Source organism: Variovorax restrictus, assembly GCF_051216715.1.
Classification (GTDB): Bacteria; Pseudomonadota; Gammaproteobacteria; order Burkholderiales; family Burkholderiaceae_C; genus Variovorax.
On the sequence record NZ_JBPJZH010000001.1, the window covers coordinates 2,767,947 to 2,789,955 of the forward strand.

Annotated in this window: 18 protein-coding genes; 3 read left to right on the forward strand and 15 right to left on the reverse strand. The window is 68.4% G+C overall.

What is annotated here, in order from left to right; all coding sequences use genetic code 11:
- Window positions 1-6: 6 nt before the first annotated feature.
- The 4 genes from ACSFA0_RS13100 to ACSFA0_RS13115 all read right to left on the reverse strand — a co-directional run bounded on the left by ACSFA0_RS13100 (window position 7) and on the right by ACSFA0_RS13115 (window position 4,756).
- Window positions 7-2,433 carry a TonB-dependent hemoglobin/transferrin/lactoferrin family receptor gene (locus ACSFA0_RS13100; protein WP_435450597.1) on the reverse strand — a complete coding sequence of 809 codons (2,427 nt, stop codon included), beginning with the start codon at window positions 2,431-2,433 and terminating at the stop codon, window positions 7-9.
- 61 nt (window positions 2,434-2,494) lie between these two features.
- Complete coding sequence (locus ACSFA0_RS13105; RefSeq protein ID WP_435450598.1) at window positions 2,495-2,728, reverse strand: flagellar transcriptional regulator FlhD; 234 nt, start codon at window positions 2,726-2,728, stop codon at window positions 2,495-2,497.
- Entirely contained in the window at window positions 2,725-3,030 is a 306-nt protein-coding gene (locus tag ACSFA0_RS13110) for a hypothetical protein (protein ID WP_435450599.1), read from the reverse strand. Before ACSFA0_RS13110 ends, ACSFA0_RS13105 begins: the two co-directional genes overlap by 4 nt.
- A gap of 13 nt (window positions 3,031-3,043) precedes the next feature.
- The gene (locus ACSFA0_RS13115; protein WP_435450600.1) at window positions 3,044-4,756 is read right to left on the reverse strand and encodes a methyl-accepting chemotaxis protein; all 1,713 of its coding nucleotides are present in this window, start codon (window positions 4,754-4,756) and stop codon (window positions 3,044-3,046) included.
- Between the two features lie 243 nt (window positions 4,757-4,999).
- Here ACSFA0_RS13115 and ACSFA0_RS13120 point away from each other — a divergent pair, with 243 nt between their 5' ends.
- The gene (locus ACSFA0_RS13120) at window positions 5,000-6,256 is read left to right on the forward strand and encodes a diguanylate phosphodiesterase (protein WP_435450601.1); all 1,257 of its coding nucleotides are present in this window, start codon (window positions 5,000-5,002) and stop codon (window positions 6,254-6,256) included.
- Window positions 6,257-6,280: 24 nt separating this feature from the next.
- Here ACSFA0_RS13120 and ACSFA0_RS13125 read toward each other — a convergent pair whose 3' ends face one another.
- The 11 genes from ACSFA0_RS13125 to ACSFA0_RS13175 all read right to left on the reverse strand — a co-directional run bounded on the left by ACSFA0_RS13125 (window position 6,281) and on the right by ACSFA0_RS13175 (window position 19,440).
- On the reverse strand, window positions 6,281-6,982 hold the full coding sequence (locus ACSFA0_RS13125; RefSeq protein ID WP_435450602.1) for a response regulator transcription factor: 702 nt from the start codon (window positions 6,980-6,982) through the stop codon (window positions 6,281-6,283).
- A 50-nt stretch (window positions 6,983-7,032) separates the two neighbouring features.
- The gene (locus ACSFA0_RS13130) at window positions 7,033-10,401 is read right to left on the reverse strand and encodes a PAS domain S-box protein (protein WP_435450603.1); all 3,369 of its coding nucleotides are present in this window, start codon (window positions 10,399-10,401) and stop codon (window positions 7,033-7,035) included.
- 64 nt (window positions 10,402-10,465) lie between these two features.
- A complete protein-coding gene (locus ACSFA0_RS13135; RefSeq protein WP_435450604.1) occupies window positions 10,466-10,825 on the reverse strand; it encodes an STAS domain-containing protein in 360 nt (119 codons plus the stop codon).
- Window positions 10,822-11,142: an Hpt domain-containing protein gene (locus ACSFA0_RS13140; RefSeq protein ID WP_435450605.1), complete on the reverse strand. Its 321-nt coding sequence runs from the start codon at window positions 11,140-11,142 to the stop codon at window positions 10,822-10,824. The genes ACSFA0_RS13135 and ACSFA0_RS13140 overlap by 4 nt, the downstream gene beginning before the upstream one ends.
- Before the next feature lie 4 nt (window positions 11,143-11,146).
- Window positions 11,147-11,548, reverse strand: coding sequence for a response regulator (locus tag ACSFA0_RS13145; protein ID WP_435450606.1), 402 nt, complete (start codon window positions 11,546-11,548; stop codon window positions 11,147-11,149).
- Window positions 11,538-13,019, reverse strand: coding sequence for an ATP-binding response regulator (locus ACSFA0_RS13150; protein ID WP_435450607.1), 1,482 nt, complete (start codon window positions 13,017-13,019; stop codon window positions 11,538-11,540). Before ACSFA0_RS13150 ends, ACSFA0_RS13145 begins: the two co-directional genes overlap by 11 nt.
- 107 nt (window positions 13,020-13,126) lie before the next feature.
- Window positions 13,127-16,477, reverse strand: a complete 3,351-nt coding sequence (locus ACSFA0_RS13155) for an error-prone DNA polymerase (RefSeq protein WP_435450608.1) — start codon at window positions 16,475-16,477, stop codon at window positions 13,127-13,129.
- Window positions 16,470-17,855, reverse strand: coding sequence for a Y-family DNA polymerase (locus ACSFA0_RS13160; protein ID WP_435450609.1), 1,386 nt, complete (start codon window positions 17,853-17,855; stop codon window positions 16,470-16,472). The genes ACSFA0_RS13155 and ACSFA0_RS13160 overlap by 8 nt, the downstream gene beginning before the upstream one ends.
- Window positions 17,824-18,645, reverse strand: coding sequence for a translesion DNA synthesis-associated protein ImuA (gene imuA, locus ACSFA0_RS13165; RefSeq protein ID WP_435450610.1), 822 nt, complete (start codon window positions 18,643-18,645; stop codon window positions 17,824-17,826). Before imuA ends, ACSFA0_RS13160 begins: the two co-directional genes overlap by 32 nt.
- 130 nt (window positions 18,646-18,775) lie before the next feature.
- Entirely contained in the window at window positions 18,776-19,201 is a 426-nt protein-coding gene (locus tag ACSFA0_RS13170; protein WP_435450611.1) for a DUF1810 domain-containing protein, read from the reverse strand.
- Window positions 19,202-19,266: 65 nt separating this feature from the next.
- Window positions 19,267-19,440, reverse strand: a complete 174-nt coding sequence (locus tag ACSFA0_RS13175) for a hypothetical protein (RefSeq protein ID WP_435450612.1) — start codon at window positions 19,438-19,440, stop codon at window positions 19,267-19,269.
- 343 nt (window positions 19,441-19,783) lie between these two features.
- Here ACSFA0_RS13175 and ACSFA0_RS13180 point away from each other — a divergent pair, with 343 nt between their 5' ends.
- Both ACSFA0_RS13180 and ACSFA0_RS13185 read left to right on the forward strand, forming a co-directional pair.
- Window positions 19,784-21,046, forward strand: coding sequence for a putative Na+/H+ antiporter (locus tag ACSFA0_RS13180; RefSeq protein ID WP_435450613.1), 1,263 nt, complete (start codon window positions 19,784-19,786; stop codon window positions 21,044-21,046).
- 45 nt (window positions 21,047-21,091) lie between these two features.
- On the forward strand, window positions 21,092-22,003 hold the full coding sequence (locus tag ACSFA0_RS13185) for an amidohydrolase (protein ID WP_435450614.1): 912 nt from the start codon (window positions 21,092-21,094) through the stop codon (window positions 22,001-22,003).
- The last annotated feature ends 6 nt before the right edge of the window (window positions 22,004-22,009 follow it).

Here is a 22,009-nt window from a genome sequence, read left to right on the forward strand (position 1 = left end):
TGGGTGTCAGAAGTCGACGTTCAGGCTGACCGCGAAGGTCCGCCCTGGCGCCGTGGAGAGTTCGATCTGGCGACGGTCCTGGGCCGATGCCGGCTGCAGGCTGCGGGCATTGCTGTAGGCCCAGTACCGCTTGTCGCTCAGGTTGTAGATGCCGCCGGCCAGGCGCATGTTCTTGGTCAGGCGCCAGTAGGCCGAGAGATCGAAGCGAGCGAAGCCGGGCACACGGAACTGTTCTGTCGTCGAAGCGGTGAGCGTGGCGCCGGGGTCGTTGCTGAAGGCCTGCCGGTTGGTCGCGACGGCCTGCTTGCCCTTCACGAAGACGCCGGTGAGGTTCAGGCCCCAGGCCTTCTGCGGTGCGTCGTAGCCCACGCCGATGATGGCCTTGGCCGGCTGGACGGAGTCCAGGTCCACCTTCTTGTCGCCGGCGAAGTTGGACTTTGAATTTCCCTTGCTGTAGCCCAGCGCCCAGGTGCTGTAGAGGCCCTTGGCCGCCGGCGACCAGGTGCCGTGCTCGAGCCGTGCGCTCAGCTCGGTGCCGTAGATGGTCGCCTCGTCGCGATTGCTGGCTTGGTACAGGATGTTCAGGTTCGGCTGGATGTGGGTGAACAGCGCCGGGTTGTTGGCGCGCGTGAACCGGGTGTAGGAAATGAAGTCCTTGTAGCGCGTGGTGAACACCGAGCCGTTGATCACCACGCCCGGTGTGGGCGAGCCCTTGAGCCCCATGTCGAAGGCATCGCTCGTTTCTTTCTTGAGGTCCTTGTTGCCGACCAGGGCGTACGTGCCGCCGCCGCCGTTCCAGTAGCCGAAGACTTCGCTGTTCGAGGGCGCGCGGCCGCTGCGCTTCCATTGCGCATAGGCGGTCAGCGTCGGCTGGATGTCGTAGAGCACGGCCAGGCTCGGGCTCGCGATGGTGGTGCCCGACGTGCTGCCGTACATCGTCTCCAGCTGCGCGGCGGTGATGCGGCTGTTGCCGAAGCTGTCCGCATGGCGGATGCTGGGCTTGACGCGGTCCACCCGCAGCCCCGGCACCACGGCCAGGCGACGGCCGCCGACCTGGAAGTCGATGGTGTCCTCCAGGAACAGGCCGGTCCGGTCGGTGGTCGTGTCGGGGAAAGGCTGCTGCGTCGACGCATCCGCCGTCGAGGAGAACGGGTGCTCGTTTTGGGTCTGCGCGTAGTTCACGCCGAACTTCAGCAGATGCTTGTCCACGCGCTTCTCGCCGACGCTTGAGAAGCCCATCTGGCGCGTGGTGTTCTGCGAGATGTCGCGCGCCGTGCTGCTCCGCGTGGTGCGCGTGGCGAAGGTCAACGTGTCGGTCACGTCGTCCATGTCCGTGTCCTGCAGGTAGACGCGGGTGTCGAGCCGGTCCACCAGGCCACCGGCACCGGGCGTCCAGATGTGGGCCAGGTGGAAGGTGTCGCGCTCGGTCTTGGCGTTCTGCGTGGACGTGCCGGTCACGGCGGTGGCGGCGCTGTTCCAGGCTTCGAAGCGGCTGTCGTTCTGCTTGCGGTAGAGGTCGGCGCCGATCTCGAGCTTGTGCTGCGCATTCACGCGCACGCTGCCCTTGAGCAGCAGCGCGTCCGAGTGCCAGTCCTCGGGGTAGCTGTCGACGATGTCGCTGTTGTTCTTCGTCTCATGGCCGTCGCGGCGCACGTAGCTGAGGATGCCGGCGTAGTCGCCCGAGAGGCCTGCCGCCGTCGCGGCTTTGGTCCAGGCGCTGCTGGCCTCGTTGTAGCCCAGCTTGCCGCCGAAGTAGAGCGGCTTGTTCGCGTTCACGTAGTCTTCCGGCGACTTGCTGCGGAAGCTCACCGCGCCGCCGATGCCGCCCGCCGTGCGATGCGAGTTGGTCGTGCCCGATTGGATGTCGACGGCCGAGTAGATGTCCGGGTCGATGAAGTCGCGGCCCATGCCGAAGGTGCCGTCCTGCGCGCGGTTGGTCAGCGGCGCGCGGCTGATGGCGTCGGGCATCTCGATGCCGTCGACGTCCAGCCCGATGCGGTTGCCTTCGATGCCGCGGATGTTGTAGCCGGTGGTGCCGCTGCGGTCATAGCGGCTCGCCCCGCGCGTGCTGCCGGTGACCGTACCGGGCGCTTCCACCAGCGGCTGGTAGCGCATCAGGTCGCCCATGCCGGTGGCACCAGTCTTCTCGATGTCCTCCTGTGTGATGACGGTGCGCGTGCCGGCGTCTTGGCGTAGCGCGTCCGCGGTCACCTTCACTTCATCGAGCGTCTGCCGGCTGTCTTCGGGGCTGGCGGCGGTGGGCCGCTGCGCTGCGCTTTGCGAAAGGGCCGGCGCCGATTGCCACAGCAAGGCCTGGATGGCGAGGGCCACCAGGCTGGTCCGGTGTCGGGGGAATCGGGGGGACGGGGCGGATGGTGCGCGAGCGGCACCCCGGTCGCGGCTGGCCAGGGCCAGGGCGATGAACGAAGTCATGCGTTTGCCTTAAGTCAAGAGGGTTGTCTCGCTGGACCTCCTGACTAGGAAACATCTGGCTTCAGCCGCGAATTGTAGCCATGCGTTGCGGTGAGCCTTGACCTTCGCAGGCGCGAATGCCGACCGATGACACATCCACCGGCCATTGCGACGCGGCCACACGGCTCAACTGGTGTGGCGACAGCCGCTCCAGCAATTCGGCCATCTCCGGACGAATACCGAGCCGGGACATCGCCGACGTTTTGTCCCGCTTCACCAGCCTCTGCGCCGTGAGAAGGTAGGCCAGATCGCTCATGCCTGCATCGTCGAGAAGATGCGTGCGAAGCGTTGACCCATGCTGGGCCGCGCGGATGGCGACGCCAGGGCTTCCATCTCCGAAGCGGACCAGTCGGTTGTCGTCGCTTCGGCACCATACGGCGCATCGCCGCAGCGCACACTGAGCGCCTGGATCTCGCGCGCCAGCCGCATCATGTGTTTCGACCCGCTGGTGTCGCCGCGGCGCAGCGCGTCCAGTCCTTGCCGGTACTCTTCCGTGAGGTCTTCCCACCGAGAGAACGCGGGGCCCATGGTCATCGTGTGATTCGAAAGCGTGATCATCTTGTGTTGCCGGTCAAAACTCTGCCCATTCCGCCGATTCGTTCTTCGACGGCTTCGCGGCAGGCGTGGGTAGTCGGTGTGCGCGGGGCGCCGTTGCCAGCGACTTCGGCGCGATTCTTCTGGACGTGCTCGCGGCCGGGGCCCGGCGCCCCGGTGTCGATGCGATGGCGGTCGCACCCTCGTCGGTCCCCAGATCGAAGACGCTGACGGCCTCGACCAGGCCCTGCGCCTGCTCCTGCAGGGCACCCGAGGCCGCGGCGGCCTGCTCGACCAGCGCGGCGTTCTGCTGCGTCACCTGGTCCATCTGCGTGATGGCCTGATTGATCTGCTCGATGCCCTGAGTCTGCTCGTGGCTCGCGGCTGTGATCTCGCCCATGATGTCGGTCACGCGGCGCACGCTGCCGACGATCTCGTCCATCGTCCGGCCCGCTTCGCTGACCTGTTCGCTGCCCGCGCCGACCTTGCTGACCGAGTCGTCGATGAGGGTCTTGATCTCCTTGGCCGCGGCCGCCGAGCGCTGGGCCAGGCTGCGCACTTCCGAGGCCACGACGGCGAAGCCGCGGCCCTGTTCGCCGGCGCGCGCGGCTTCGACCGCGGCATTCAGCGCCAGGATGTTGGTCTGGAAGGCGATGCCGTCGATGACTGCGATGATGTCGACGATCTTCTTGCTCGACGTGTTGATCGCGCTCATGGTGTCGACCACCTGGCTCACCACGCTGCCGCCCCGCACCGCGACTTCCGACGCCGACACGGCCAGCTGATTCGCCTGGCGGGCGTTGTCGGCGTTCTGCTTGACGGTGGAGGTGAGCTCTTCCATCGAGGCGGCCGTCTGTTCGAGCGAACTCGCCTGCTGCTCGGTGCGCGACGACAAGTCCTGGTTGCCGGCGGAAATTTCACCGGAAGCCGTCGCCACGGTGCGTGCGTTCTCGCGCACCGTGGTGACCACGCCCTTGAGGGACGCCTGCATGGCGCTCATCGCCGCGAGCAGCGGGCTGAACTCGTCGCACGCCAGGTCCACCACCTCGGTGGACAGTTTGCCGGCACGCACCCGATCAGCCACCGCCAGGGAAGCCGCCACACGGCGGCGCAGCAGCATCGACAGGTAGAAGGCAAAGGCCATCAGACCAACGGCGATGAGCCCCGAAAGCAACAGCAACTCGGTGCGCGTCTTGGCGGCTGCGCCCACGACATCCGCCAGCTCCGCTGTCAGCATTTCCTCCTGCCGCGTGCGCTCCTCGCCCAACCACTTCACCAGGCGAGCCAGCGTCGGAATTGTCTTCTCCACCTGGTACGCCCGCGCCTCTGCCATCTCCTCCGCGCGGACGAGCTTGACCAGGTTCTCTTGCAACGGCCAGTACTCGGCCTCCAACGCACCCCAGATGCCGAAGGCGGCGCGCGCAGCCGGCGGCGTGGCGTTCATGAACGCCGCGTCGTTGGCGTCGACGACCTTCTTCAACGCTTCCAGGCGTGCAAGCGCCGCATCCCTGTCGGGCTTGTTGCGCGCCAGCATCGCTTCCCGCAGCCAGAAGCCCATCTGCGACATGCTCAGCTCCGTGCTGGCAATGCGTTGCAGTTGCTGCACACGGACCTCGCCCGTGTTCTCTGCAATGGCCTCCACTTTCGACAGCTGGGTCCATGCCATGACCGCCAGAACGACCATGGTGGCGATCAGAAGGAACGAGAACGCGTAGAGCCGTTGCGCGATACCGAAGACAAATGTTTTCATGATGTTCTTCTGCCAAGCCGTGGGGGTGATCGAGCGATGAGGGAGTGGTCGTTGTGGGTGCGATTGAACGCCGGCACGCCCACTGACTTGTGACCGAAATGCAAACTCGCCCGCACCTCTGCGTCACCGTGAATTTCTCCACACCGTCCGTGGCGCGCAGGCTTCAAGTTGCGCGGCGTCTTGCCGATAGACAGGCAGCGAAGCGACTTCCGACGCATTGCATCGAACCATCGCATCGATCCCATGCCACCCCTTCTCCATATCGCCTACGCCAGCAAAGCGACACACCGCCTGGACCCGCCGGCGTTGCAGGACCTGCTGCAGCGCGCATCGGCCGCGAACCAGCGGCGCGGGCTGACAGGCTTTCTTCTCTATGACACGCAGCACTTCTTCCAGGTGCTGGAAGGAACCCCGCAGGCTGTCAATGCACTCTTCCACAAGATCCGTGCCGATCCGCGGCATGAAGACGTCGTTTGCCTGCTGAGCGAACTGCGGGATACCCGCACCTTCGGCGAATGGTCGATGGCCTTCACGGAGATGACGCGCACCGAGCTCTGCGCCATCGAGGGCCTGACCGAGTTCTTCGCCGGCGGCGCCACGTTCGTGCAGCTGACGGCACAGCGGGCGCGCCTGCTGCTCGCCGCGTTTGCGGACGGGCGCTGGCGCCGGAGCATCGCGGGGCGTGCCGTCCTGGGCAACCAGAAGGTCGGCGACGGGACTGCCGATGCCTCGCTCGCGGCGTCGGACGCATCGACAGCCTGGGTGTCGCCGTGCGGCCTGAGCTATGCCTACCAGCCGATCGTGGACACCTTCGCGCGGGAGGTCGTTTCGTACGAGGCGCTCATCCGCGGCGCTGCGGGCGAATCTGCCTTCGAGGTGCTCGGTGCGGTGCCGCCTGCGGCGCTCTATCGCTTCGACGCCGACGGGCGCATCGCGGCCATCGAGCGGGCCGCCGCGCTGGGCATCGGCTGCGACCTCAATCTCAACTTCATGCCGCAGAGCGCCTTCGCTTCGCCGCGCATCCTCGACAGCACGCTGGCAGCGGCGCGCCGCTGCGGCATCTCCCCGGACCGCATCGTCATCGAAGTGACCGAGAGCGAGGCGATCCAGGACCACCGCCGCTTCGCGGAGCTGATCGACGTCTACCGGCACGAGGGCATGCGGGTGGCGATCGACGACTTCGGCGCCGGCCACTCCGGGCTCAACCTTCTGGCGGAGTTTCAGCCCGACCAGATCAAGGTCGACATCGCACTGGTGCGTCGCATCGACATGAAGGGCCCACGCCAGTCGATCGTGCGGGCCATCATCGGGCTGTGCCGCGAACTGCGCATCGACGTGATCGCCGAAGGCATCGAGTCGATGGAGCAGCTACGCTGGCTCGAAGACGAAGGGCTGTGCCTGTTCCAGGGCTACCTGTTCGCCAAGCCGGGTTTCGAGTGTCTGCCGAAACCGTCGTTTCCTGCGCTGCTCGCGCAGCCTCGACGCCTGCTCAAAGCCTAGACGACACGCCGGATCGCACCGCCCTCATCCGGTCTCGACGACGTCGTCCGCCCGGTCGAAGCGATATCCGACGCCGTGGACCGAGGCCAGCTTCCAGCCAGTCGACCCGTCGAGCCTGAGCTTCTTGCGCAACCGGCTGACGTGCGTGTCGACCGTGCGGGTGTCGATGTCGGCGTGCAGCCCCCAGATCCTGTTGAGCAGGTGATCGCGCGTGAACAGCTTCGCGGGATTCTGGAAGACATACACCGCCAGGTCGAACTCCTTCTGCGTCAGTGCCACCGGCACGTTGTCGACGAACAGCCGGTGCTGGACGAGGTCGATCTCGTAGACGCCCATGCGCAGGACGAGCGAGCCCGACGGCTGCGTGCGCCGGACGACGGCCTCGATGCGCGCGAGCAGTTCCAGCGGCTTCGGCGGCTTGACGACATAGTCGTCGGCGCCGGCCGCCAGCGCGGCGACCACGGTCGCCTCGTCCTCTCTCGCCGTGACGACGATGACGGGAAGCGCGCCACCCAGATGCTGTCGCACCCACACCAGCACCTCCGCGCCGGTGGTGTCCGGCAAGAACCAGTCGAGGATCAGGATGTCGAATCGCTCGGCGGCCAGCCCGGCGCGCAGGGCAGACCCCGTGGCGAACGACGCGACGGTGTGCCGACTTTCGCCAATGAGCCAGAGTTCGAGCAACTCACGTTGCGCTTCGTCGTCTTCGACCAGGGCAATGTGCATGTGTTTCAGTGTAGTGAAACATTTGTCAACGAACCAATGATCGGAATCCCTCACCCGTGCCGCGTGGGGCGATCGATGGCCACGGTGAGGCGCGTGGTATTGACGCCGGCGTGGTGGTCGTACGCCACCTCGTCGGCGGCCTTGCGGATGATTGCCAGGCCGAAGCCGCCGTCGGGGAAGGTCTCGAAGTGCGTCGGCGGCAGCTCTCTCGGGGGGCTGAACGGGTCGCCCACATGGACCAGTTCGATCGTCAGCCGGCCGTTCCCGCGGTGCGCGAACACCTCGATCGACGCACCGTCGAGCAGCCCGGTGGCGTGCCGGACGATGTTGGTGAACACCTCGGTGACCGCCACCGCGAAAAGGCCCCGGTCGATCTCGCCCAGCGACGCCGCGCGGGCCTCCGTTTCCACGAGCTGGCGCAGCGCCGGCAACGAGGCGGTGTCACAAGGCAGGTCGACCCGGGCGCAGTCTTCGTAGGCACTGATCCGTGCCACCAGCAGCGTCGTGTCGTCGGTGAGCGTGACGCCGGCCAGCATCTCGTGGCGCAGACGGTGGAGCACCGCGCCCGGCGCGACATGCGCCTGTGCGAGCTGAAGAAAGGCCTGCCGCACACGCGCCGAACCGACGCGCGCGCCATGCGCGTCGATCGCATCCGACACGCCGTCCGAATGCATGAGCAGCCAGTCGCCCGGCCCTGCGGGCAGCGTGTCCTGCTGGAAGCAGGCGTCGTCGAGCACGCCCAGCGGCGGCTGCTGGTTGTGCAGCGTGATCGACGCGCCATCGGCGGCGGCCAGCACCGGCGCCTCGTGGCCGCATCCCGCCCAGGTCAAGGTACCGGCGCGTCGGTCGATGCGCACGTAGCACAGCGTCACAAACGCATCGAGCGCCTGCAGATGCGGTGTCATCGCGTTGTGTACCGCCGTCAGGATCTGCGCCGGCTGCGGCGTCACGCCCAGGCCCCCGTCGTCCGTTGTCATGAGCTGGATCAGCGAGCGCGCCAGCTGCATCTTGACCGCCGCACCCATCAAGGCCGCATTGATCCCTTTGCCCATCACGTCGCCGACGATGAGGTCGATGCAGTGGAGACCTGGCTGCAGCAACTCGAAGAAGTCGCCATCGACGCCGTCGGAGGGGCGCGTGTAGTTGCTCAGCCACACACCGGGCAGCGCCGACCGCGCAGGCGTCACCAGCAATTCCTGCTGCACCCGGACGGCGAACTGCGCCTCGCGTCGGCGCGCGGCATCCAGTTCCTGCTGCACCATCTTCTGGGAATGGATGTCCTCCACGATCCCGATCACATAGAAGGGCTCGCCGGGGGCGTCGTGCCCGATGGAGGCGGTCAGGCGCACCCAGAGGTAGCTGCCGTCCTTGCGACGGATCCGCTTCTCTTGCGCGAAGCTGTGGATCTCCCCGCGCGCGAACCGGGCCACGCCTTCGACCCCCTGCGCCACGTCGTCGGGATGGATCAGGTCGTCCGGCGTCATCCGCATGAACTCATCGCTTGTGTAGTCCAGCATGCGGCACAGGGTCTGGTTGACCCGCAGAAACCGCCGGTCGGCCGCCTGCTGGATCACGCCCACGGCGGCCTGCTCGAAGATGTTCAGCGCGCGCGCCTCGCTGTCCCTGAGCGCACGTTCCACCCGCTTCCGCTCGGAGATGTCGTGCATCGTGGCCGTGAACCACTGCCGGTCGCCGGCCTTGACCGCCACCATGCTGAACTCGATCGGAAAGACCGATCCGTCGGCACGCACGGCAGCGGCCTCCAGCCGGCGGTTCAGCAAGGGGGACTCCGCCGTGCGCTTGAAGCGCCGCAGAGCGCGCAGGAACGGCGCGCGCTGTTCCCGCGGCAGCAGCAGATCGTGCAGGGGCTGCAGCAGGACCTCCGCGCGCCGCCGCGAGAACATGGTCTCGGCCGCGGCGTTGAAATCCACGACCAACGCGCCTTCGTCGATCGTGACGATGGCGTCCAGTGAACTCTGCAGCACCGCATTGCGCCTGGCCTGGCTCATCGCCAGGGCGGCTTCGGCGGCGCGCTGCTTGGTCACATCGGTCAGGGTTCCCGTCATCCGCACGGGCCGGCCTTCCGTGTCGCGCTGCGTGACCATGCCACGCGTGAGGATGTGCTTCCAGCTGCCGTTCTTGCAGCGCACCCGCATCTCCTCGTGCACGAGCGGCGTCTCGCCCTGCAGGTGCGCGATCCGCGCCGCGCGCACGCGCCCGACGTCCTGCGGATGGATCAACGCCGCCCAGTCCTCCTGCCGGTCGCCCACCTCGCCCTCGGCGTAGCCCAGCATCGACGAGGCCCGGGCGGAATGGTGGAAGTCGTTGGTGACGAGGTTCCAGTCCCACACGCCGTCACCCGCGCCTTCCACCGCGAACTGCCAGCGCTGCTCGTTGGCAGCCGCCTCCTCCAGCAGCGCCGTGACCTTCCTCTGCGAAGCCCGTTCGCTGGCGTGGCCCCTGAGCACCAGCAGGTACCCCATCGCGATGCACGCCAGCGAAGCGAAAGCGCCTGCGACGGCCCACCAGATCTGCATCGCCAAGGCCTCCCAGACTTCGGCGTACGGATGCTCGACGACCACGAGCAGTGGCCAGGCACGGAGCCGGCGGTAGGCGCCCACGGCGGTCGCTCCGTCGAAGCCCTTGTCGATGTAGGTGCCTTGCATGCCGCCTGTGGCTGCACGACGCAATGCGGTCAGCTCCGCCGGCCTGCTCCCGACGGTCAGCGACACCCCGCTCCCGGCCGACACCAGCTGTCCGTCGGTCGAGACGACGGCCGAGCGGCGGGCAGCGTCTCCCAGGAGAAGGCGTTGCTCCGACGCCAGCCGGCCCGGGTCGAGCACCGCCACCAGCAGCAGGGGCTCGCGCGCTTGCCCCCAGGTCGTCATGACCAGCGGCAGCCCCGCGTCGCCGGCAGGTTGTACGCCGCCGTCGGCGAGCTGCCGGAGATCGCGCGCCGCGAAAGGTCGACCGACGCGACCTTCAGAACTCGGTGCGATGCCACCGAGCGTGGCGAGTGCCACGACCGCATCGACGTTCTGCGGGTTCGAACTCGCCAGCACCCGACCCTCGCCGTCCAGCAACGACAGGCTCCGGAGCACGGGCCGCCCTTGCACCGCATCCACCAGCAGGCGATCGCTGCGCACCGGATCGACGTTGGCCAGCCACGGCTCGACCGCGTCTCGCGTCCTTCGCAGGTCGCCTTCGACCAGGTCCAGCGTGGCGGCGAGTTGCCCTTCGGCCACGCGCGCATACATGGCCTGCGATTCGACGGATTCGTCCTCGGATGCGTGCCAGTCGATCAGGATTTCTCCCGTTCCAACGGCGAGCACCGTGGCACCGAGCAGGACGCAGATCGCTCGAAACCGCCGCACCGGGGCACCCGCCGCCCGGTCGGCCTGATCCTTCGCCGCGCTCATCGAAACACAGCGGTCTCGCCAGCGCACCGCTGTCGTCCGGCACCGGCGGACACGCGCGCGGGCGTCATGGCGGCGACGCACTCCGGGGCGGTTCGACGCCGGTGGCTTCCTCGCACGTCGCGCACAAGGTGAACACGCGGTCGAGCCGCATCAGCTCGAACAGCGCGATCACCGTCCCCGACAAGCGGCACAGCCGCACGTCGCCCTGTCGCTGGCGCATCTGGCGCATGCACGACAGCAGCGCCCCGATGCCCGAACTGTCGATGAACCGGACGCCCTCCAGATCGAACACGACGCGCGAGTGCTGCGCCAACACAGCCTGCACCGCGTCCTTGAAGACCTGCACGTTGCTGGCATCGAGGCTCTCTTCCCGCAGCTGGATGACCAGTGTGCTGCCGCCTGCGACGGTCGAATGGATTCTCATGAGGGCGTGTTCCCAGGGGTAGCGGACGGGTGGGAGGTTTCGGGGTCCCGCATCAGCCCGTCGATTTCTGTCGAGATGGCGTGCAGCGCGCTGCCCAGCGCCACGGCATCGGCACGCGATGCGGCCTCTTCGCCCCGGTGCGCGGCGGCGCTCAGGGCGACAAAGCCGAAGCTCCCGGCGGCGCCCCTCAAGCGATGCAGCAGGGCCTGGCGCTGCGGGTCGTCCTGCGCCGCCTGAATGGCGGCCCAGCGGTCGGGCAAGCCGTCGACGAAGCGCGCCTGCACGCGAAAGAAGGCCTGCTCGGTGCCCGGAGGCATGGGGTCAACCGGTGTGGGGCGCACGTCCATGTTCCCAGTAGATGACGATGTCGCGGGGCAAGCGCATCGGGTCGAAGGGCTTGACGATGACCCCGGTCGCGCCGTGCTGCATCAGTTCTTCGAGCTGGTCCGGCATGGCCTTGGCAGTGAGAAACACGCTCGGCACACCGGCCAGGGCCGGCAGCTCGCGCAGGGCGCTCAGCGTCTCGGGGCCGCTCAGCCCGGGCATCATCACGTCGAGCAGGATGAGGTCCGGCTTGAAGACCTGCGCAGCGAAGACCGCCTCGTGGCCGCTGGCGCACATGCAGACCTCGTAGCCGCCGACCGTGCCGAGGCTGAACTCCAGAATCATCCGGATGTCGGCGTCATCCTCGACGCACATGACGCGGCGCAGCCTATCGGACATGGCTTTCCCTCTCCTGTTCTTCGGGGACGACCTGCGTCGGCGACGGGACGCGGGGCAGCCACACGCTGAAGGTCGCGCCCTGGGATTCCGGCGTGTCGGCCGAAATCCGGCCGGCCATCTGCTCGACCAGCAGGCGGGCAATGTAGAGGCCCAGGCCGGTGCCGCCCTGGGAGCGGCGGTCGCTGCTGTCTTCCTGCGAGAACTTCTCGAACAGCCGCTCGCGAAAGTCCGCCCCCACGCCCGGGCCGCTGTCGGACACGCTGACGCACAGGCCGCCCGCGCGCGCGCTCAGCCGCACCACCACCGTGGCGCCGCGGGGCGAATGCTTGATCGCGTTGGACAGCAGGTTGCCGAACACCTGCTGCAGGCGGTCGGCATCGACCGTGACCTGCGCCTCGGCCAGGTCCGGGTCTGCCATTTCGGCACGCAGGTAGACGCCCAGGCCACTGGCATAGCCCTGGTTGGCGCTGATGGCCTCCTGGATGACACGGGCCAGCGGCTGCACCTTGAGCCGCAGGGCCATCCGGTCGCCTTCGAGCTTGGTCAGGTCGAGGATGTCGTCGATCAGCTTGCTCAGGCGCACGCCGTTGCGCTGCACCGCCGCAGCCAGGGGAATCGCCTGCGTGGGCAAAGCGCCGGCCGCCCCCGAGGTCAGCAAACCGATGGCGCCCAGCACCGAGGTCAGGGGCGTGCGCAACTCGTGGCTGACGGTGGCGACGAATTCGTCGCGCATGCGATCGATGCGCAGTTGTTCGGTCAGGTCGCGCACCACCAGCGTCGTGCGGGTGCCCTGCCCTTCCATCCACTGGCTGACCGACACCTCGGCCTGAAAGTGCTTGCCGTCGCCGCGCCGCAGCGACATCCGTCCGCCGGCGAGCAGCGCGGCGCGCGCACAGGCGGCCATGGCGGCGATGTCACGCGTCGCCAGCGCGTCGGGCGTGCCGCCACCGAAGGTCTGGCACGCGGCCAGGTTGGCTTCGACGGCGCGGCCGTCCTCGTCGAGGGTCAGGACCGAATCCAGAATGTTGTCCTGGATGTCGCGCTGCCGCTGCACCAGACGCGCCATCGACAGTTGCCGATGCAGCGTCTGCGCCCAGCGCGTCAGCCTGGCATCGAGCAAGACGGGCCCGATGGGCAGCAGCAGCACGTCGTCCGCACCGCTGTGCAGAGCCTGCGCCACCGCCTGCTCATCGGCGTGCCACGCCAGCACCAGCACCGGCATCCACGACGGCCCCGAGGCTTGCCTCAGCCGGCAGATCATCGGAGCCAGCGCCTGGGTGGGCACCTGGTCGACATGAAGAAGCACGATGTCCGCATGCCAGCCGGCCAGGCGGGCCGATGCAGCCTCCATGCCCGTCGCCTGCGCCAGGTCGTACCCGAGCGAGGCCAGCGTGTCGCAGAGCGCCGCGCTCGACGGCCCGTCGTGGTCGATAACGAGAAGTTGGGTGGGGCGGCTGTCGAGGGGTTGCATGGGCGGCCCGTCGATCCTAGTGGGGGATCGCGATGGCCGCGCATCGGGCCGCCGCAGATTTCACAAACTGATAACAAATGCCAACACAGGGCCGAGGGGGTATGGCTTCAATGAAAGTCGCGGCTGCGCCGCCCTTCGGCGAGGCGGCCCAGCCAGGGCGTGAGGTCCTTGAAGCGCTGGGCCAGCAGGTGCCGCACCCGGCCGCCGCTGGCCGTGTCGCGCTGCCACACGCCCTGCACGGCCAGCAGCTTCGACTTGAGCAACGGTTCGCGCTGCGCCTCGATCAAATCGTTCCAGACGATCACATTGACGATGCCGGTTTCGTCCTCCAACGACACGAACATCGTGCCCTTGGCCGTGCCCGGCCGCTGGCGCATGGTGACGATGCCGCAGGCACGCACCAGGCGGCCGTTGGGCACCTCGTTCAACTGCTGTGCGCTCAGCAGTTTGAAGCGCGCCATGCGCGGGCGCAGCAGCGCGAGCGGGTGTCTGCGCAGCGTGAGGTTGAGCGACGCGTAGTCGCCGACGATCTCCTCGCCCTCCGAGGCTTCGGGCAGCCGCAGCGGCGCTTCGTGGATGGGTACCCCCTTCAGCAAGGCCGGTGCGCGACGCTGTGCCGTCGCGTCCCACACCTGCTGGCGGCGATGGCCCGACAGGCGCATCAACGCATCGGCGCCGGCGAGCGCGGCCATGTCCTTGGCGTCGAGGTCGGCGCGCACCGCCAGGTCTTCGGTACTGGTGAAGGGTGCAAAGGCACGGGCTTCGATCAGGCGTTTCATGCCGGCATCGCTGAGCGAGACGATCTGGCGAAGTCCCAGGCGCACCGCCGGCTGGTCGGGCCGCCCCAGGCAGCCGGCGTACTGCGGATCGGTGCCACCCGGCCGGCGCGGCGCATCCGGCGCGCGCGCCTCGAGCGTGCTGTACAAGTCGCTCACCGTGACATCGACCGGCCGCACCTCCACGCCGTGGCGCCGCGCGTCCTGCACCAGCTGCGAGGCCGAGTAGAAGCCCATCGGCTGCGCATCGAGCATGGCCGCCAGGAAGCAGGCCGGTTCGTGGCACTTGAGCCAGCTGCTCACCACCACCAGCAGCGCGAAGCTCGCGGCATGGCTCTCGGGGAAGCCGTATTCGCCGAAGCCTTCGATCTGCTTGAAGATGGCTTCGGCGAAGTCGCGGTCGTAACCGTTGGCGACCATGCCGTCGATCAGCTTGCCTTCGAACTTGTCGATGCCGCCGCTGCGCTTCCAGGCCGCCATGGCACGGCGCAGGCGGTCGGCCTGGTCAGGCGTGAACCGGGCCGCGATCATGGCGATCTGCATCACCTGCTCCTGGAAGATCGGCACGCCCAGCGTACGGCCCAGCGCCGCCTTGAGCGCCGGGTAGCGGTACTCGATTTCTTCGTGGTTGCGCAGCTTCTCGCGGTTCTTGAGGTACGGATGCACCATGCCGCCCTGGATCGGCCCGGGCCGCACGATGGCGACCTCGATCACCAGGTCGTAGTACACGCGCGGCTGCAGGCGCGGCAGCATCGACATCTGCGCGCGGCTCTCGATCTGGAACACGCCGACGGTGTCGGCCGCGCAGATCATGTCGTAGACCTTCGGGTCGTCGTTGGGCACCTGGTGCATCTCCACCGCCGTCCCCCGCCACCGGTTCATGAAGTCGAGCCCGCGGCGGATGGCGCTCAACATGCCCAGCGCGAGCACGTCGACCTTGAGCATGCCCATGGCTTCGAGGTCGTCTTTCTCCCACTGGATGACGGAGCGGTCCTTCATCGACGCCTTCTCCACCGGCACCAGCCGCGTGAGCTTCGTCTGCGTGAGCACGAAGCCGCCCACGTGCTGGCTCAGATGGCGCGGAAAGCCCTTGAGCGCGTTCGTGAGTTCGAGCCACAGTTGCAGCTTCTTCAGGCTCTCGCGCACGCCGGACCGCGCCATCGCTTCTTCGAGCCGGTCGACCAGTACGGCCTGGTCGAACCAGTAGTGGTCTTTCGCGAACTCGTCGACCAGCCGCTCGTCGACGCCCATCGCCTTGCCCACGTCACGCAACGCGCTGCGCGAGCGGTAGCAGATGACCACGGCGGCGATGGCGGCGCGGTCGCGGCCGTACTTGGCGTAGATGTACTGGATGACTTCCTCGCGCCGCTGGTGCTCGAAGTCGACGTCGATGTCGGGCGGCTCGTTGCGCTCGCGGCTCAGGAAGCGCTCGAACAGCAGGTTGCCGGTCTCGGGGTTGATCGCCGTGATGCCGAGGCAGTAGCAGACCGCCGAATTGGCCGACGACCCGCGGCCCTGGCAAAGGATCTTCCGCTCCCGCGCGAAGCACACGATGTCCTCAACGGTGAGGAAGAACATCTCGTAGTGCAGCTCGACGATCAGCGCGAGTTCGTGTTCGATCTGGATGCGCACCTTCTGCGGAACGCCCTGCGGATATCGCGTGCCGGCCCCTTCCCAGGTCTTGCGCACCAGCGTCTGCGCCGGCGTCTCGCCGTTGCCCAGCAGCTCCAGCGGGTACGCGTAGTGCTTCTTGATGGCGTCGGGGTCGAAGCGGCAGCGGTCCATCACCGTCAGCGTGTTGGCCAGCAGGTCGTCCGGGTAGAGGTTCGACAGCCGGATGCGCGAGCGCAGGTGCCGCTCGGCATTGCCCTGCAGCGCGAAGCCGCAATCGGCCACCGGCTTGCCTTCGCGGATGGCGGTGACGACGTCCTGCAGCGGCTTGCGCGAGCGCTTGTGCATGTGCACGTCGCCGGCTGCGACCAGCGGCACGCCCGTGGCCGCGCCGACCTGCTCAAGCGTCATGAACCACAGGTCGTCGTCGAGTTCGTTGAGCAGTTCGACCGCGATCCACAGGTGCTCGCCGTAGAGCGCTTTGGCAGCGGCCACGTCGGCGCACATCGCCGCGACGTCCATGGCGCCGCCCGGTGCGCGGTGCGGCACCAGCAGGATCTCGCAATGCTGCAGCGACGCGACATCGCTGTGGCCCCAACTCACCTGGTACTCGCCCTTGGGCGCCTCGGCGGTGCGTGCCGCGGTGATGAATTCGCAGAGGTTGCCCCAGCCTTCGAGGTCGTGGGCGATCACCACCAGCTTGAATCGCTCGAAGCGGAACTCGCTGCCGAAGAGCAGCCGGAAATCGGGGTTGCGCACGATCGGCGGCTCGGTCGGGTGCTCGTGCTCCCACTCGTCCATGGCGGCGGGGTGCTCGCGCAGCGCCACATGCGCGCGCACGATGCCCGCCACCGAGCATTCGTCGGTGATGGCCAGCGCCTTGTAGCCCAGGTGGTAGGCCTGCGTGACCAGCTCTTCGGGCCCGGAAGCACCGCGCTGGAAGCTGAAGTTGCTCAGGCAATGCAGCTCGGCGTAGTCGGGCAGGCCGCGCGCGGTGGGCTGCCGCAGGGGCAAGGCGTGCAGCCGTGCAGGCCGCCGCGCCTGCAGCTGCTTGTCGGTGAGTTCAGGCATACAGGCCCTGCAGGAACCAGCGCACGTCGCCGGACGCGAAGCAGCCCGACGGCCGCTCCCGGAAGACCCATACCAGCCCCGCCTCGGGGCTCTCGGCCACGTAGTAGTCGCGCACCGCCGGGTGGCCGCCCTCGTCACTGGCGCCGTCGCCCCACCAGCCGGCTTCGAGCTTCTGCGGCCCGACCAGGCTGCGCAGCCGGCCCTGGTAGCACGGATGGCCATCGCGCATTTCCAGGGGCAAGGGCTCGCGCAGCAGCCAGGGCGGGAACAGCGCATCGGGCTGCTGGGCCGCATCTTTCGTGGGCTTCGGCTTCGCTGGCGAAGCGCCCTTGCGCAGGGCCGGCTGCCAGCCCTGCATGCCTTCGGGCCGGTGGTCGGCCTGCGCCGCCGGCATCAGCACCTCGCGCGGGCCCAGCCGGGCGCTGAGCCGCTCGACCAGCTCGTGCAGCTTGTCGCCCTTGCGGTTGTCCTCGGGCAAAAAACTGGTGCTGGCGCCGGCCCAGGGCGTGGTCTCGAGGGAACGCAGGCGCAGCCAGCTGGCGGGCGCGGCCAGCTTGGTGAGCGCGAGCCGCTCGCTCATCAGGCGGCGCAGGTGCGCCATGTCCTGCGTGGGCTCGGCCGTGCGCACGGTGATCTGCTGATGCGGCGGCAGGTTCACACCGTTGTAGCGCTTGAGGTCGAGCGTCCATTCCAGTTCCAGCGCCAGCACCCCGCGCTGGCGCACCCGCAGCCAGACCTGCAGCGCCGCCAGCAGCCGGTTGGCCGACCACATCAGTTCATGCGCGTTCTCGGCCAGCGCCGGCAGTTCCAGCTTCTGCTCGAAGCTGTCGGGCAGCGTGAGCCAGGTGTGGCGCTCGGGGCGCAAGCCCCAAGCCATGTCGAGCGCTTCGCGCAGCGCTGCACCGAAGCGCCGCGACAGCCCGCCGCGCGGCAGCGCCGCCACGTCGCCCCAGGTGCGGCAGCCCATGCGGGCCAGCACGTCGAGGTGCGGGCGCGCGGCCGTCAGCGTGTGCAGCGGCAAGGCGGCCGGGATGTCGGCCGGCGGCTTCTGCCCGCGGGAGAACAGGCGCAGCCGGGCCAGCGCGACAAGGCTGGTCGCGCCCTCGACCTTCTGGAGGCGGCTGCGGGGCACCGGGTTGTCGGCCACCATCCGCCGCATCAGGCCCTGCCGCCCACCCCAGAGCCTTTCGCAGGCAGACACCTCGAGCACCAGCGCCTCGTCGAGCCAAGCCACGCGCGGCGTGTAGCGCAGCGCCCACCAGCCGAGCGCTTCGAGGGACAGCGGTAGTTCGGGGGGCGGCCGGACGGGCGCGGCGCCTTCCGAGGAAGGCGTGGCCGCGTCATCCTCAGGCCGCCACTGCAAGGCGATCCACTGCATGGGCCCCCTCCTCTGCGCGCCGGCTGCGCATGTCGAGGCGCACGACGGTCGCGCCCTGGGCGCGGCCGATCTCGATCTGTGCGGCCTCCTGCTGCTGGCGGCGCTTGCGCCGCCACTGGCTGGCCGCCAGCAGCGCCACCATGCGTTCGCTGCGGGCCGGCAAGGTCAGCGGCTGTGCGAGCGGCGGGCCGCGGCGCTTGAGCAGATGCACGTCCATCCGGCCGTCGTCGGCCGTCACCAGTTGGATGCGCAGCCGTGCCGGCGAGGCTGTCTGCGCCACGGCCTCGGGCCGCATCACGAACAGCAGCGCCTCGTGCTGCGCAGCGGCCAGTTGCAGGCGGCGCAGGTCGCCCACGCGCGCCTGCGGCAGCCAGGCCATGACGGCAGCGACATCGGCACAGCGCAGGGCCTGCTCGCAGGCCCACATCCGGGCTGGCGAGGCGTCGCTGCGCACCCACATCAACGCCTCGGTGGGCAAGCCGCCCGCCGCCAGCGCCGGCCCGAAGGGCTCGTGCGGCGCGCCGATCAGCACCACCGGCCCGCTGCGCGCCGCCACCGCCCGGGCCAGCGCAGGCAGCAGCAGTTGCCAGACATGCGCTTCAGGTCGGCCCTGCAGCAGCTCCGTCATGGCGCCCACCGGCCAGCCGCCACCGGGCAGTTCGGCGTCGAGTGCCGCATGACCCGTGCCCACCACCGCCAGGTCGGCCACGCCCAGCTCGTCGCCACGCCAGACGTTGTGCCGGGCGGAAGCGAAGGACGCGAGGGAGGGTGAGACGGAAGGGAAGCCCATGGGAAATCGACTGTTAACTGTATTTTTATACAGTATTCAGTCGATGGGCAATGGCTTTGTGTCGACAGTGCCTGCCGTTACATGTCCACCGCTGAACGGTGCGCGGTGCGCACGCTGTTCAGCGCCTAACTCAGGCGCGAAGCAGCTGCAGCGTCAGGCCGTCGCGCTCGCCGCCGTAGAAGCGCTCCAGCACGCCGGTGAATACGGGGTGCGGCGCGGCCAGCTCGAAAAGCGTCATGCAGGAGCACAGCTTGAGGTCGTCGGGCGTACCGAAGATCTGGTGCGCGCTGCGATGCGGGGTGTTCAGCACGAGCTCGGCGCAGTCGCGAAGGCGCACGCCGAGGACCGGATGGGCGGCATAGGCGGCCGCCTCGGCGCTGTCTTCGAGACCGTAGAAGCGGGCCGTTCCGCTGCGGCCCAGTGCCCGCAACTGCGGAAAGACGAACCACATCCAGTGCGTCGCCTTCCGCCCGGCCTTCAGTTCGGAACGCACAGTTGAAAACACCGGTTCCTGCGCCTGCAGAAACCGGTGTGGGTCGAAGGGGATCGATGGCATGCCGAGCGTGCGGCCCGGATCAGGCCCGGCCTAGTTCGAATCGTCGCGAAGCGGCGTCTGGAGGCTCAGGCGTACTCGTGGTCGTTGTCCGAATCGAAGGACTCACACGCGGCACCGGTCGAGAAAAGGAAGGTGCATCCACACAGAACGAACACCACCAGAAGCGACGCCAGACCCGCAGAGCCCACCAACGCCACCGACGCGATCACGCTGAGCACATAGAGAAAAAGCTTGGTCATGGATCATGATGCGACGTTGCGTCGGGCCCAGGGCGTGCGCCAAGGGAAAACACCACCCTCGCATTCCCGGAGGCGGCGAGTCGAGAGTAACTCGAAGGTTCACTTTCTGCAGTCTTTGTTACGCGCCGAAACCCTTCGATGCTTTTGGTGAATCCAGAGCGATGTGTCGCCGTCCATTCCAACGCCCCGATGCAAGTTGCTGTCCGACAGCCACGAACGGGATCGGTGAGGCGCTGCCATCGGGCCATCCTTTAGACTTCACCCCGGGTGTCGCGCACTTCTTGCGCGGCAGGTTCTTGCGTTGGTCGGGCCGCCACGCGGATTCTTCACGTCCAGGAACCGCATGTCCGACACCCCGATCCAGTGGATCGCCGCCGCCCTTTTTGCCATCGCTTTGCTGCATACCTTCGCGGCCAAGCAGTTCGAGCGCCTGTCCCACCGTTATCCCCGCCACGCCGGCCTGTTCCATCTGTTGGGCGAGGTCGAGGTGGTCTTCGGCTTCTGGGCCATCGTGCTGGTGCTGGCCATGGCGCTCGTGGTGGGCGGCACACCAGCGCTGGACTATGCCGAGTCGCGCAACTACACCGAGCCGCTCTTCGTCTTCGTGGTGATGGTGATCGCCGCCTCGCGGCCGGTGCTGCGCACCGTGATCTCGCTCGTCGACACCGTCGCGCGGCTGGTACCGGTGGCCACGCCGCTCGCCACCGCCTGGCTCGGCCTGGCCGCGGTGCCGCTGCTGGGCTCGCTCATCACCGAGCCTGCCGCCATGACCATCGCCGCGCTCATGCTGGCGCCGCAGATCTTCCGGCGCGACGTGCCCGAGGGCGTCAAGTACCTGGCGCTAGGCGTGCTGTTCGTCAACGTCTCGATCGGCGGCACGCTCACGTCGTATGCCGCCCCTCCGGTGCTGATGGTCGCCACCACCTGGCAGTGGGACAGCGCCTTCATGCTCGCCAATTTCGGCTGGAAGGCCGCGATCGCCGTGCTGGTGAACGCGACCGTTGCCACCTTCGTGCTGCGCCGCCACCTGCGCCCGGCCCCACCGCCCGAAAAAGACCGGCCCGCCGAGGCACGTGTGCCGCTGTCGGTGGTGGCGGTGCACCTGGGCCTGCTGGCCGGCGTGGTGCTGTTCGCCCACCACCCGGTCGTGTTCCTCGGCCTGTTCCTGATGTTCATGGGTTTCACGCAGGCCTACGAGCGGCACCAGAGCCCGCTGATCATCAAGGAAGCGCTGCTGGTCGGCTTCTTCCTGGCCGGCCTGGTGGTGCTCGGCGGCATGCAGCAGTGGTGGCTGCAGCCCATTGTGTCGAGCCTGGCACCACTGGCGCTGTTCCTCGGGGCGCTCGGCCTCACGGCCATCACCGACAACGCCGCGCTGACCTACCTCGGCTCGCTGATCGAGGGCATCTCCGACACGTCGAAGTACATGCTGGTGGCCGGTGCGGTGGCCGGCGGTGGCCTGACAGTGATCGCCAATGCGCCCAACCCGGCCGGCGTCGCGCTGCTCAAGCGCGGTTTCACCGACGAGACGATCGGCGCCGGCGGCCTGCTGCTGGGTGCCCTGGGGCCGACGGCCGTGGCGGCGCTCGCCTTCCTGCTGCTGTAGGGCACGCGCCGGGATAATCGGCGCTTCCATCTCCCCGAGGACCGCATGACCCGCTCCGCGCCGATCGCCGCCCTGCTCCTGGCCGCCTTGTCGGCGGTTCTTCCGGCCGCCCATGCCCAGCCAAGCGCTCACGCGACGGCAAGCTACCAGGGCCCGTTGTTCGACACGCACCTGCACTACAACCAGGAGGCGTGGGACGGCAACACCGGCCCCTACCCGCCGGCCGAGGCACTGGCGCGCTTCCAGCGCAACGACGTGCGCGCGATCATCGCCAATTCGCGGCCCAACGCCGGCACGCAGACGCTGGCAGCGTCCCGCGAGACCCGCGCCGCCGGCGTGCGCGTGGTGCCCTTCGTGCGGCTCTACCGCAACCGCGACGACTACAGCAACTGGTTCCGCGACGAGACCATCTACGACATGGTGCAGACCGAGCTGGCGCGCGGCACGCCGAGCGGCCCCTACCGCGGCCTGGGTGAATTCCACCTGTACGACAGCGCCAACGCCAACGGCCCGGTGGCCAGGAAGCTGATCGTGCTGGCCGAGCAGCAGCAGCTTGCGGTGCTGGCGCATGTCGACGACGTGGCGATCGACCTGCTGATGGCCAACGCACCGTCGAAGGGCCGCGACCTGCGCCTGATCTGGGCGCACACGGGCATCGGCGGCGCGCCGATCGAACGGGTGCAGGCGCTGCTCGAGCGTTACCCGCTGCTGATGGGCGAGCTCTCGTACCGGCCGGGCCTGACCTGCGCCGGCGGCACGCTGTGCCCCGAATGGCGGGCCCTCATCCTCAAGCACCCGGGGCGCTTCGTGATCGGCTCCGACACCTGGGTCAACCAGCGCTGGAGCGCCTACGACGAGATCATGCGCGGCTACCGCACCTGGCTGGCCGACCTGCCGCCCGACGTGGCGCAGCGCGTGGCCTGGGGCAACGCGGCGGCGCTTTTCGATCTGCGCTGAATAGGG

Excerpts from the sequence above, each read along its gene's own strand:
- ACSFA0_RS13145 (WP_435450606.1), bottom strand. The coding sequence starts at position 11,548 with ATGTCCGATAGGCTGCGCCGCGTCATGTGCGTCGAGGATGACGCCGAC.
- ACSFA0_RS13150 (WP_435450607.1), bottom strand. The coding sequence starts at position 13,019 with ATGCAACCCCTCGACAGCCGCCCCACCCAACTTCTCGTTATCGACCAC.
- ACSFA0_RS13130 (WP_435450603.1), bottom strand. The coding sequence starts at position 10,401 with ATGAGCGCGGCGAAGGATCAGGCCGACCGGGCGGCGGGTGCCCCGGTG.
- ACSFA0_RS13135 (WP_435450604.1), bottom strand. The coding sequence starts at position 10,825 with ATGAGAATCCATTCGACCGTCGCAGGCGGCAGCACACTGGTCATCCAG.
- ACSFA0_RS13175 (WP_435450612.1), bottom strand. The coding sequence starts at position 19,440 with ATGACCAAGCTTTTTCTCTATGTGCTCAGCGTGATCGCGTCGGTGGCG.
- ACSFA0_RS13110 (WP_435450599.1), bottom strand. The coding sequence starts at position 3,030 with ATGATCACGCTTTCGAATCACACGATGACCATGGGCCCCGCGTTCTCT.
- ACSFA0_RS13185 (WP_435450614.1), top strand. The coding sequence starts at position 21,092 with ATGACCCGCTCCGCGCCGATCGCCGCCCTGCTCCTGGCCGCCTTGTCG.
- ACSFA0_RS13115 (WP_435450600.1), bottom strand. The coding sequence starts at position 4,756 with ATGAAAACATTTGTCTTCGGTATCGCGCAACGGCTCTACGCGTTCTCG.
- ACSFA0_RS13180 (WP_435450613.1), top strand. The coding sequence starts at position 19,784 with ATGTCCGACACCCCGATCCAGTGGATCGCCGCCGCCCTTTTTGCCATC.
- ACSFA0_RS13170 (WP_435450611.1), bottom strand. The coding sequence starts at position 19,201 with ATGCCATCGATCCCCTTCGACCCACACCGGTTTCTGCAGGCGCAGGAA.
- ACSFA0_RS13125 (WP_435450602.1), bottom strand. The coding sequence starts at position 6,982 with ATGCACATTGCCCTGGTCGAAGACGACGAAGCGCAACGTGAGTTGCTC.
- ACSFA0_RS13105 (WP_435450598.1), bottom strand. The coding sequence starts at position 2,728 with ATGAGCGATCTGGCCTACCTTCTCACGGCGCAGAGGCTGGTGAAGCGG.
- ACSFA0_RS13160 (WP_435450609.1), bottom strand. The coding sequence starts at position 17,855 with ATGCAGTGGATCGCCTTGCAGTGGCGGCCTGAGGATGACGCGGCCACG.
- imuA (WP_435450610.1), bottom strand. The coding sequence starts at position 18,645 with ATGGGCTTCCCTTCCGTCTCACCCTCCCTCGCGTCCTTCGCTTCCGCC.
- ACSFA0_RS13120 (WP_435450601.1), top strand. The coding sequence starts at position 5,000 with ATGCCACCCCTTCTCCATATCGCCTACGCCAGCAAAGCGACACACCGC.
- ACSFA0_RS13100 (WP_435450597.1), bottom strand. The coding sequence starts at position 2,433 with ATGACTTCGTTCATCGCCCTGGCCCTGGCCAGCCGCGACCGGGGTGCC.
- ACSFA0_RS13155 (WP_435450608.1), bottom strand. The coding sequence starts at position 16,477 with ATGCCTGAACTCACCGACAAGCAGCTGCAGGCGCGGCGGCCTGCACGG.
- ACSFA0_RS13140 (WP_435450605.1), bottom strand. The coding sequence starts at position 11,142 with ATGCCTCCGGGCACCGAGCAGGCCTTCTTTCGCGTGCAGGCGCGCTTC.